Source organism: Xenorhabdus innexi, assembly GCF_002632485.1.
Taxonomy (GTDB): domain Bacteria; phylum Pseudomonadota; class Gammaproteobacteria; order Enterobacterales; family Enterobacteriaceae; genus Xenorhabdus; species Xenorhabdus innexi.
This window is the reverse complement of the sequence record NZ_NIBU01000077.1, coordinates 1-13,299: the sequence shown is the minus strand read 5'-3', so window position 1 is coordinate 13,299 and position 13,299 is coordinate 1. Positions and strand designations below refer to the sequence as shown.

The 13,299-nt window shown below is 41.1% G+C and carries 5 protein-coding genes; 3 read left to right on the top strand and 2 right to left on the bottom strand.

What is annotated here, in order from left to right; translation table 11 throughout:
* On the top strand, positions 1-4,335 hold a 4,335-nt coding region (locus Xinn_RS18080; RefSeq protein WP_153043415.1), incomplete at its 5' end, for a non-ribosomal peptide synthetase.
* Between the two features lie 169 nt (positions 4,336-4,504).
* Here the strand turns inward: Xinn_RS18080 and Xinn_RS18075 are convergent.
* Positions 4,505-9,559: an RHS repeat domain-containing protein gene (locus tag Xinn_RS18075; RefSeq protein ID WP_086952912.1), complete on the bottom strand. Its 5,055-nt coding sequence runs from the start codon at positions 9,557-9,559 to the stop codon at positions 4,505-4,507.
* 375 nt (positions 9,560-9,934) lie between these two features.
* Here Xinn_RS18075 and Xinn_RS18070 point away from each other — a divergent pair, with 375 nt between their 5' ends.
* Positions 9,935-11,041, top strand: a complete 1,107-nt coding sequence (locus Xinn_RS18070; RefSeq protein ID WP_086952911.1) for a hypothetical protein — start codon at positions 9,935-9,937, stop codon at positions 11,039-11,041.
* 175 nt (positions 11,042-11,216) lie between these two features.
* Positions 11,217-12,317 (top strand): hypothetical protein, encoded by a 1,101-nt coding sequence (locus Xinn_RS18065; protein ID WP_086952910.1) that lies wholly within the window; start codon positions 11,217-11,219, stop codon positions 12,315-12,317.
* A 113-nt stretch (positions 12,318-12,430) separates the two neighbouring features.
* On the opposite strand, the gene Xinn_RS18060 is transcribed toward Xinn_RS18065, so the two are convergent.
* Positions 12,431-13,153, bottom strand: coding sequence for a hypothetical protein (locus tag Xinn_RS18060; RefSeq protein ID WP_086952909.1), 723 nt, complete (start codon positions 13,151-13,153; stop codon positions 12,431-12,433).
* Positions 13,154-13,299 lie beyond the last annotated feature (146 nt).

The window sequence follows — 13,299 nt, the reverse complement described above, 5'->3', positions numbered from 1 at the left end:
GAACACTTATCTGACCGCCTGCCGGACTATATGCTGCCCGCCAGTTTTACGTTTATGGACACCATTCCCCTGACGCTGAATGGCAAAGTGGATCGACGCGCCCTGCCTGAACCGGTATGGGGCAACCGCGACAATTATGTCGCCCCACGCAATGAGCGCGAAACGCAGTTATGTAGCATCTGGCAGGAAGTGTTGGGGCTGGAGCGGGTCGGTATTGAAGATAATTTCTTCCGTATCGGCGGTAATTCCCTGACCGCCATTAAGCTGACCGCCGCCATTCACCGTACACTTGCAATCGAAGTTTCATTGACACAACTGTTTGAACTGAAAACTATCGCAGCACTGGCATCCTGCATGGAAGAACATACTTACACGGTTATTCCGCATTTAGCACAAGATTGCTATCCCTTATCATTTGCTCAGGAAAGAATATTATTTATCGAACAATTTGAGCAAGGCAGTGATGCCTACCATGTGCCTCACTTCGTACAGTTAGAAAATACGGATTGTCTGCCGCTGTTAGAAACCGCTATCAACCGGCTGGCCGAACGCCATTCAGTCATAAAAACCATCTATCCCGGTGATAAAGATGGGCAGATTTACCCACAAGTACTGAATCAGGATCTGGTTATCATATCCCGGTCATGCAGCGATATGGATTCTCTTCTGAACACAGTACGGACTGAAATATCTACCCCTTTTGATCTGGCTACAGAACCCAGCCTGCGCCTGTGTCACTATCAGGTTGCCGATAAGCATTATTTACTACTGTTATGGCACCATATCGCTATTGATGGCTGGTCGCTTGATATTTTTATGAATGAACTGGCAGAGCTTTATCATGCATTGCAGGATAACCGTAGCAGCCAACTCCCTCCGCTGGAGATTACCTACGGCGACTATGCCGCATGGCAGCGCAGTTATTTACAGGGCGAGAAGCGTGAACAGCAATTGGCATACTGGCAACAGGCTTTAGCCGATTATGAGCCGCTGAATTTACCGGAGGATTACCCCAGATCAACGAACATTAATTATCAAGGGAGAAATGTTAATTTCACGCTGGATACTCATCTTTCTGAACAGCTACGGACACTGGCGAAAAAACAGGAAACTACACTCTATACCGTACTGCTCAGTGCTTTTTATGTCATGCTGGCAAAACTGTCGGGACAGGATGATATCGTATTAGGTACACCAACCGATAATCGTCACCATGCCCAGACCCAGCCTCTGATTGGTATGTTCGTTAACTCTCTGGTTTTAAGGGCGCAGCTTCAACAAACGGACAATGTGGAAACGCTGATTGAGCAGATCCACCAGCGGGTGACTGAAGCCAAAGCGCATCAGGACATCCCCTTTGAGCAGCTCCTTGATGCCCTTAATGTTGAACGGGATACTACCCGTCACCCTATTTTTCAGGTGATGTTCAGTGTGCAACACGCTGGAGAAAATTCGCCGGATAATCGCCTGCCCTTCAGTCCGGTAATATTAGAAGACGCTTTGTACAGCGCGGCTAAATTTGATTTGAGTCTGTTTTTATCCGACGAAAAAACCGGCATTTTTGGTTGTCTGAATTACGCTACCAGCTTGTTCAATGAGAGCACCATCATGCGACTGGCAGGTATGTATCAGCGGATACTGACAGCTTTCGCAGCAGACCAGAAACAATCACTCTCTGGCATTGATATTCTGTCTGCACAGGAACGCCACACCCTGCTGCATCACTGGAACCAGACTGATACCGCTTATCCGCAGGATAAAACCCTACAGCAACTGTTTGAAGAACAAGTGGAAAAGACGCCAGACAATACAGCACTGGTGTTTGAAGGGGAAAGACTGACCTATCGGCAGTTAAACGAGCGGGCAAATCAACTGGCTTATGTGCTCCGTGAACGCTATCAGCAACAGATGCATAACATGATCCAGTCGGATACTCCGATAGCCCTTTACCTCGACCGCAGCCCGGAAATGATTATCAGCATTCTGGCAGTACTGAAAGCCGGTGGCACTTATGTGCCTGTTTCACCGGAATACCCCGCCGAGCGAGTACAGTTTATTCTGGCTGATACAGCGGCTGATTGTGTAATGACCCAGCAACGGCACCAGACAATACTGGCAACCTACTGTCAGTCACTCGTGAAACAACCCATACTGATAACCACTGATGACCCGGCTGTCACGGCAACTCAGCCCGTGGAAAACCCTGCTCAGATAAACTCAGCCTCTGATTTAGCCTATATCATCTATACTTCAGGCACGACAGGGCAACCCAAAGGGGTGATGGTTGAACATAGCAGCGTCAATAACCTGTGCCAATTTATTATTCGTACTCACTCACTGCGCCCACAAACCAAGACATTATTTTTCGCCAATTACATTTTTGATGCCTCGGTTTTTGAGATTTTCCCGGCTCTGACAGCGGGAGCATCTTTATATATTGTTCCTGCCACAATGGCAGCAAATAGTGAGCAATTGCAGGCGTTTATCAATAGCCATGAAATCACCAGAGCATTTATCCCTACCGCCTTAATGAATTACTGTTCCGCTGACTTATTCCAATCTTCGCTGCAACTTATCCATACTGGCGGGGAAACACTGAATGCCCTGAGTCGACCCCCAGAACTCACGGTATTTAATCAATATGGCCCGACAGAGGCTACAGTTTGTGCAACCCAAAACTTATTGCAGGGAAATGACTTATCCATTGGAAGAGGCATTGACAATACCCGCCTGTATGTTCTTAACCGTAATGGTGACCCAGTTCCTGTCGGCACATCGGGAGAGCTGTATATCGGTGGTGCTGGGGTCGCGCGTGGATATTTAAACCAGCCAGAATTAACTGCTGAACGCTTCGTTATCAACCCTTTTGCCAGTGAAGAAGACAAGGCCAAAGGTTATATCCGCCTGTATAAAACGGGCGATCTGGTGCGCTGGCGACCGGACGGCAAACTGGAATACCTCGGCCGCAATGATTTTCAGGTGAAAATTCGGGGCTTCCGTATCGAACTGGAGGAGATCGAGCGCGTTCTGTCTTCACATCCACAGGTAAAACAGGCGGTGGTGATTGATCATGAACACAATGCTAGCCATGAAAACGTTAGTCATACAAACAATGGCAATAAAAACAATGGCAATAAAGTATTAGCGGCTTATCTGGTTGCAGAAGATGTTTTATCTGATTCCATCCTGATGGAATATCTGGCTTCCCGCCTGCCGGACTACATGTTGCCCGCCAGTTTTACCTTTATGGAGGCAATCCCGCTGACCCTGAACGGCAAAGTAGATCGCCGGGCCTTACCGGAACCTGTTTTCGGCAACAAAGAGAGCTATATCCCTCCCCGAAACGATTTGGAAGTTCAACTCTGTACTATCTGGCAGAATGTTCTGGGGTTGGAACAGGTCAGCATTGAGGATAATTTCTTCCGTATCGGCGGAAACTCTCTCATCGCGATTAGGCTGATCGCTGCAATACGTCATGAAATGAACGTTGATATTCCTTTGACCATTTTATTTAGCTGCAAATGTATTGCTTTATTAGCCGACTGGCTGGAAACAGATAATACAGAAATCTGTTTACTTAATTACTTAACACCCGCATCAACCGCTGCTAATAAGCTCTTTATGATCCATCCGGCTAATGCTGGCAGTGAAGTTTATGATTCTCTGGCAACCGCGCTGGCTGATACCTATAACTGCATTGGCATCAATAACCATAACCTCAACTCAGATACCCCGACAGATTCTCTGCATCAGTTAGCTAAAATCTACAGGGAATTAATTCTGACAGAAACCACACCCGAACAACCGATCCATATTCTGGGATGGTCATTAGGCGGGCTGTTAGCGATGGAAGTCGCCTGCCAGTTAGAGCAATTGGGTGCCAGAAAAATCCGGCTATTTTTATTGGACACGGTGCTCAATAATGAGGAAATAAAAGCGTTAAAAGGCAAGTTAGATATCTCTGACCGAGATGAAATCATGACTGAAAAACTGCAACAAATGGGTGCGACAGATACCTATATCACCAAAGTATTGGCGATGATGCCATTTGAAATGGCAATCGCCAGTGGTGAATTAAGCGGAAAGTTAAACCATACCCAAATCACTTTATTTAAAGCCGGTCAGGTGAATTCATTACATAAAGGAGAAACTGAACTAAAAATAGGCCAACTGATTTTGGCAGCACCGGATAATAATATTTCTCAATGGTCAGCTAATCCACCGTTGGTTAAATGGGTTACTGACTATTATCACGAAAACATTATTGAAGCAGTTACCATGATTAGTGCTGAAATAGTTCATTTATCAGAAAGTCAGGAAAAGGTATTGGCGTAAATTAATTATCTTTATTGTAATTGACGAGGCTGCATTGCTGGCCTCGTCTATTGCTCCAACTAAGAAAAATTTATTCCTCCTTATTTCAATCACCCTAATTACTTATTATTTTGATAGATTGATTTTTAGATGGATTTTAATTATATTTATTATTCATGGCGTTACAATATTACATAAATTGATAAGTAGGATCCATGACGAAATTAAACAATTGATGAATATCATCTTCTCCTATATTTCGTGATAAGTTTAATATAGTACCATAATCTCGACGATACCTGTTCTCTAAATATAACAATGACCATTCTTTAAATGTCTTATTAAAATTAAACCTACTCCATCTTGTTCTAATAATATTCATATCATCTTGTGTAATATTACTTACAGTGTCTAAATGAAGGTCCAAAAAAATCCGATTGAAACTGATCTCAGAAATGGGATTATTACCCAAAGCATTTACAGTATCACGCCTGATAAATTTCAAGTATAAATTTTCATATATATCTGCTGTAATATCTACATGTCTAGAAAATCCTCCATATAAATCTACTCTATTATTAACTCTCAGAGTATTTTCTCCTGCTACTCGTTCAAACCTGAATTGATTCTCAACCATGTTTATCTCATGATCAGGTGCTCCAAAAATGTGATGCTCCAAAGTATGCGTTCCACTCCCAATTGGGGATTCAACTTCGCGAAGGTTTACACCTATTCTCGGCATGTTCCTGAGATGATGAAAGCTACTGACAATATAGGGATCGTTTCTCCTAGTTCCACTCCCATATAGCGCATCTCTCACCTCTGCACTTCCTCCCTGTCTTCCACTTAGTCCCTCACTAAAAGCGGCTCTTGCTCGTGTTAATGATTTCTGTATACCTCGCGCAATACTAAAAGCACTACCAGACATACTCAATAGACCTAATCCTAAGGATACCCAACCCAGAACAGCTGAGGTATGAGGGTCACTGTTAGCGGTAGATATGCTAGCAAGTGATGTTGCGTCAGAAGCAATCCCTATCGTAGCTGTAGCAACTCCGGCAATGACTCCGAGGGACAGTCCTCCCGTTGGAATAGCCGCTATAACCCCGACGACTATCCCTATAGCACCAAAAATCAGCCCAAAAATACTACCAATGCTTATATGCCCGCTGGGGTCAGTTCGGTTAATAGGATCACCCAGACAATAAGCATAGCTGTTGATACCACCTGCACCAAACGGGCTCCAGCTATCCGGTGCATTAAATCGCATCAACACCGGATTATAAGCCCTATAGCCATTACCTAAGTGATAACCACCACCTATCGGATCATACCGCTCACCATTATAGGCAGGAAGATCTGCATTATGTTCTTCTTCTGCCTGCTGACCATAAGGGGAATAGCGATAACGGGTTTGCGTACCATCACTTTTGTTGCTCACCAGCACACTACTATGACCATCCACTCCCAGTAAATGAGCCTCCTCCCCAATAACAGTAGCAACCATTTCCCCCTGAGAACTAAGCAACCGCGTTATAACATTTCCTTCCCGCTGAATTTCAGCCACACGAGCCTTACCGATATAGTACAGTTCATGGGTTTTATCGGATCCTGTCTGTTGCAGTACCAGACGATTACCTGCGTCATAGGTATAATGGCTGGCAGCCCCATTTGAATGAACAGATTTTAGCCTTCCCAACGTATCATAGGCTAAATGACGGGAGCTCTCATCCTGAAGCAAGTGTCCGGCTTTGTCATACATCAGGGAAATTGTCGGGGGATAACCGGGGTGAGTATGGGTAATACGACTCAACTGACAGGGGTCAACAGAACTGTAAGTAAACATCGCGGTATCGCTGCTGCCGTCAGCATGTGTAGTAATACAGGTCTGAATATTCCCTAATATGTCATAGGTGAAACTCTGTCGGGCAATAGGAAATCCGTAAGCGTCACGAGGGCATTCCACACCGGAGCAATGATAATCTGTCAACCAGTTTCGGGCCGGATCATAAGTATAGCTTTCCTGTCGTAATATCCCGGCTTGATGCGATTGAGTTGTGCGGGTAATGACCTGCCCTTTGACATTATAATCCTGCTTAAGGGTCAGAGTATCTGTCTCTGTCTGGATCTGGCGATTTATCTCACGCCCAAAATCATCAAACTGTAAAGCTGTCGTTACTTTCTTATTGTTCTTCCTGTCATGAACGTTCCAGCTATTGACACGGCTGGCTGCATCATAATTAAGGTCTATCCTAATATCCGGATCACTGATAGCACTGGATCGGCCGTATTTATCGAAGGACATGGAGCGGGTTTTTCCGGTAATATCACGATATCCTGTCATCTTACCTACCGGAGAATAGGTGTATTCCGTTTTCCGCTCGGTGTCTGTATTAATATCATCAAAACGGAAAGTTTCCTCCTGTAATTGGCCGGAGGCTGTATAGTTGAAACCTCGGGTGGCTACATGCGAGGCTGATGATTGGGTCATCGCTCCTGTTTTTGCATCATATTCAAAATCCTGTTGTATCTCTCCGGCATCGACTTTCGTCAATACATTGCCAAGCAAAGGTTCATATTGATGTTTCACCGTCTGCCCTGAAGGACCTGTTATTGTATCAGGGAAAGGTGCTATGCCTTGGTAGGTTGCGAGATAATTACGTCCACCAATGGTAGTTGTGGTATTTCGATGCAGGCTATCGAAATTACGGGTGCCCAATACATGTGAATCCACCGCAATCTGGGTCAATAAACTACCGGTACTAAAAGGTGCATAAGACTTTCGCACAACCGTACCGTCACTCTGTTTGATGGATTTGACCCGCGAAAATGTATCGTACGTATACTCTGTTTTTTGCCCCAACTCATCAATGCTCGCCCGCAAACGCCCTAACCCATCATAATGGTTGGCCTGCTGACTATACTGTTTTCCCTGACTGTCATAATGCGTGATGGTGACAGGATGATGACGTTTATCATACTTCACAATACTGCTGCTAAAATTCAGCCCCTTAGCATAAATCGTTTTTTTCAGGGTGCGGGTAATCGGGTCATAATCCTGTTGAATAGACTCCCCCGAATCCTGAATCACCCGATAAGCATGACCCCAGTTGTCATATTCAATATGCTGGCTGACAGACATTTTTGTCACATTTTCTGGATCATCACTCATTGGCAACCAATCGTGGTGTGTTTGACTAATAACCCGTCCCCAGCTGTCACGCTCAATTTCAGAAACAAGCCTCCAACCTTCAGATTCCTTTCCTTTCTCCAGTATTTCTTTCTGATAAGCGTGCCCCAGCCCATCCAACCGGGTACGACTCTGATTTCCCCACACATCCGTTTGAGTTGTCGTCATCATACCCTGTTTTTCAATCTCATAAGCGTAATTAATTTCCTGAGTATACTGCGTTTTTACATTACTAATATGTTTCAGAATGCGCCCGAGGCTATCATAGTGATAGCTTGAAGTATTTCCATGAGCATCAGTTTCATGCCATAGCTTGCCACTAAAGCGTGATTTTTTATGTTGAGTTGTAATATTGAGTTGGTCATGCCCTGTCCATGTCACACTTTTTATCAGTGTTTCATTTTGCACGGTATAACTTATTGTCTGAGATGTTTTCCATACCGTTCCTTCGGAAAATTGAGCGGTATCCTGTCTGGGATAAACTATCTCATCAATACGGTGCACATACCCATGCTCTGGAGAAGTGACATCATTGACATAATGTTTGCGGATTTCATGAAGTAATTGATCTGCGCTGTACCATGCCTGATAAACGTCAGCCACTGCATGAGCCGAAGGCGTGCCTGGAAGTGTTTCCAATTCAGCGTACTGGTAAACCACTTTATGGACAGGAGCATCGTCGTAGGCTCCTTCAGGGAAGGAGTGACCCGGCGTAACAGTTTTCGACTTGATAAAATGTACAAAACCATGCGGTGAAGCCGGGCAAGCTCCCTTTTCCCCTTCTGCCGGGTAATATTCCCAGTCTGTACGGGTGCCATCTGCTGTAATCTGCATGGTGAGATTCCCCGCAGCATCAAATTGTGTCTGTACGGTCTCCCCTATATCTGTATCATTAAAGCTGCTCGTTGCAGATTTTGGGTGCTGGAATTGGGGGGGCTGATCCTCAAACGCTGTACCAAACTGAGCGTAATAGTCAGTCTTATGAATCCGTTTGCAACTCCCCTGCTGAGTTGTTTCCGAAGTCAGTAAATGATAATTATTATAGCGTCGGGTGATAGTACGCAGGGTTGAACCATCTTCATGGCTTTCAGTCGAGCCATACTCGTAATTGGATAAAACACTATAGAGATAGTCGTCATCACTGTTCCAATCACCCTCCCCTCCATAACCAAGAAAATTCGTATTGGTATATTGGTAAGTCTGCACAATATCTGCACCATGCCCGGACGATTGAATATAACGGTCCACATAAGGAATAGCGGGTAAATTAGCACCTTCAGGAAACTGGTGCCCATCCGGATCATAATTAACCTGATCTATTGAGCCTGTCGGAGAGGATACTTTAGTTAAGAAATTGCTACTGCCGTCATACTCCATTTCCCATTTCAATATGGCACTATCCGCGTTATTTTCAACACGGGTTACATAATTATTTTCAAAGAAAAATTGAATATCATAAGATTCAGACCTTGTCGGCCAGACAGTAATACGCGTATAGTCATCCGGCTCATAGTGAATTTGTAAGAGAGCCTGTTCTTGATCCGTGATTGAAATAAGGCGTGGAACAGGCCCTAAATCATAATTCCAGTTAAGTTTTAGGGTATAACCGAGAGGATTAATAATTTGTTTAGTAACCTTAAAATCAAAAACATCCTCTGGCCCGGTTAATATTTCAACCATACCGGATTTATGGATCACGCGATAAATATTCTGAGTGGTATCCTTTTCAACACGAACTGTATTCTGTTTATATTGCTTTAAAAAGACTTTATCATCCGTTTCGTATACTTTATAGCGTTCTCCGGTCGAGAGCATTAACAACCGTTTTGTCGTATCATACTGCGTGAAAGCATGCACAAAACCAATACCAAAACCGATATCCTCATTATTTAACGGGCTATAAGAGAGTGAAATTGCCTGCTCTGGCCCATGAGCATTATTACCAACAATATGCGCCACAGGCATTAAATAATTAAATAATCCAGTTCTTGGATCAACCCGGCCAGTTGCTGCACTTTGAAAATTATGTGCATTTGAAAAAAAATCATTCGACATAATAACACCTCTTTTAAATTTTAGTGTATGCAAACCTCGTTGCGTTCTGTTTAATATCAATGTATAAATGTGATTATTTAGTAAAGTCGGAATCAAATAAAATAACCCAAAATATCCCCAACTGAATACCACTATATACCTTTAAATCTTTAGTAAAAAAACAATATTCATTACATAGCAAGACAAGCTAATGATATTAAAATATAATACAACAAATCATATAAGGGTGACGATAAACCAAAATATCATCTTGTGAATTTAGAATAAAAAATAACATTAAAGACACCATAAGTTAATTACAACCTTGGTACATTATCACATTAGTTATCTTACCCGTTATTTTTCGTTATTTACCTTAAACAATAGGAAATCACAATGAAAGCCAAAACACAACATAACGATCAACATGAAAATATTTACGGATTGGATAAATTTAGAATAGAGCCAGTTTTAAAATCAAAAACTGGTCCTATCCAACTGAAGGTATTTGCCAATGGGAAAATGCAAGTTGGCGTCGTTGTTGTCATTCAAGCAAAAGATGATAATGATAACATAGTCACATTATCTGAGGATCAACTGAAGAGTATTAAATTAATTAATTATGATACCGGAGATGTATTATCAGATGAATGGACATACGATACGGTCAAAAACGAATATTATCATACGTTTCCTGGCGAACCATCTTCACAAATATTTGATTCACTCGATGAAGAGCAAAAAAACCATACTATCCAGAAGCAAATATATTGGGTCTCAACAAGCAACCCTGAACCAATGGAAATCGGTGCACAAGTTACATTGAATAATAAACAATATAATACACTGATAGGTTCCTCATTTAAATCATCCGTTATTATTCTTGGTTATCCTCCAATTTTATATAATAGTGATAACCTCATAATTGAAGAACAGAAAGATATTAAAAAAGGTAAATATAAAGCAACTAGAGTAGACGTCAGTAAATGGTTTCCTACAAGAAAGAAGACTGAATATCTCGAATGGTCTCAAACAAATTATTATATAAAACCTAAAAATGGGAATGCAATAAAAAATGCCTGTGTATGGAATACTTCTCATGATTGCGGCCGGAGCAATGTCCAATACCGTAGATTTAGTTATCTTACTAAGCATTATAATCTCTATCTTTTTTTTCTTTGGGGCACATATCAGAAAAAAAATAAACTTACCGGGTATCCTGATGTCACAACAACTATTCATACTGATAACTGGCTTGGGACAGACTCAACATTTACAGCTTCACCACAAGTACATCTAGATATCCTAAACCCCGGCACTGGTGTAGTGAGTGTTACTAAATTATATTTCAAGCCTCCATATGCTGATATCTGGGGATTTGAATTTTCTTTTAAACCCTATTTTTACTTCCATGATGTATATGGAAACAAATCCAACAATATACGCATAATCATGAATGAAGATAACCAATCTTTTCATCTGATAGATGCCAATAATGACTAAGTAATGGATAAAATTAAAAACCAACCACCGTATTATCGCTGATTTCCATTGCACAAGAACGCTATCTTACAAATAGAAAAGGAGATTGAAATACTATAAGACCTAGTAAATTATTACATTAATCATTTATCCAGCCATTACTTTATTCTTCACTTTAAAACCAGAGGGATTAACAATGAAATCAAAAAAACAACATCATGAAAAAACAGAAATAATTTCAGGATTAAATATATTTCAAGTTCATTCCATTCTTAAAACCATGAAAATATATGCTAATGGAAAAATGCAAGCTCGCGTTACTGTTTTCATTCAAGCATATGATGCTAATAAGAAACCTGTTCTATTATCTGAAGATCAACTGGCGAGTATAAAATTGATAGATTATATTACCGGAAAAGAACTATCTGGTAAATGGTCATACAACGCTAAAAAAAATAAATACATTCATACCCCTCCCGACAATTTATTTTCACAAACATCTTATTCATTATATGAAGAACAAGAAAATAAGACTGTCCAACACTACACTTATTGGGTTACAACACATGATGTCAATACAATCAATATCAGCGCACAGATTATTTTAAATAACAAAAAATATAACATACAGGAAGGTTCAAAGTTCAATTCATACGTTACTGTTGTTGGTGATGCACCAATTCACCATACTGCTGACTCTCTCACTATTGAAGAACAGAAAGATATTAAATCAGGAAAATATAAATCAGAAGTAGAAACTTACGTTGATATAATCAACAAAACCTTAGCTAGTCACACTAATTATTACAAGTGGTCTCAATCAAATTATTATATAAAACTTAAAAAGGGGTATGGATATGCTATAAAAGATGCCTATGTCTGGCAGACTGCTAATGATGATGACCCGAGCAATATTGAATTCCGTAGATTTAGTTATTTAATCGATCATGACAATCTCTACCTTTTTTTTATTTGGGGTACATATCAGGAAGAAAATAAATATGTCGGGTACCCTGATATTACCAACAATGTTATACAACCGACCGGTGATACCTCCCCTCCTCTAATTACAGCAACTACCGCCTCACCACAAGTACATCTAGATATCCTAAACCCCGGCACTGGTGTAGTGAGTGTTACTAAATTATGTTTCCAGCCTCCATATGCTGCTTTCTGGGGATCTGAATTTTCTTTTAAACCCTATTTTTACTTCCATGATGAGTATGGAAACAAATCCAACAATATACGCATAATCATGAATAAAGATAACCAATCTTTTCATCTGATAGATGCCTAATGAGTGATAGTGATAGTGATAGTGATAGTGATAGTGATAGTTAAACTTAAACAAAACCGCCGATAAATCGGCGGTTGATTATTACACTGGAGTCAATCATTATTATGGTTTAATTATCGGTTACAGATAGCGTGTGGTGGACAGCTATAACATTCTAATGAATTATTTTCATCACATCCCCCCACTCCACTATGCCAACCATGATGCTCAGGCCCATCACCACCTGGCCCATCACTACCTGTAGACGGCGAGTCTTCTCCTGCCTCAACGGTTATGAAAATAATGTGAGATGCATTAACAGGCTTGTTAAAACAGTTTTTACCATCACATGTCGCTTTAATTGCCATATTACATCCAGTTATATGAGGAGCATCAGACTCCACAACATCACCTGTTTCAATAACATTATGCCACCATGCATTTCCATCATAGTGTTTTAGCAATCTAATATTACAAGCATGGTTATTATCATTACTTTTTATTTCCCAGGTAACATATTTGTCCTCACCAACACAATCATTACCATCATTATATGAGATAGGTTCAGCTTTCCAGTCTCTTGCTTTCATGTGAACAGATTTAACCGAACTATCCAGGCAATGGGACTCTATAACTTTAATATCTAATGCGCCATATATGCCATCATTTGTAAAGCTGCCATTTGTAAAGTTAATAACGCTTCCATCTGAAGACAATTTACTAGTATGTTTATCACTCTGCTCCTGATTATATTTCACCTCAGGCATAATATTATTTATTTCTGCTTTTACCCCAGTGGAAATAAAGGTTATTATAAAGAACAGCACTATGAATATCTTTTCTTTATTTGTTTTCATATTGACACCCTCAACTTTAGGAAAGTAACATACTATAAATAGCTTTACTTGGATTCGACTAATAAGTGCAATTTCTAAGAAAGGCGGTCAGTTGCTATAGTAGGCATCTTTCTCGCCAAAGGAAAATGCACTATGACCTATACACA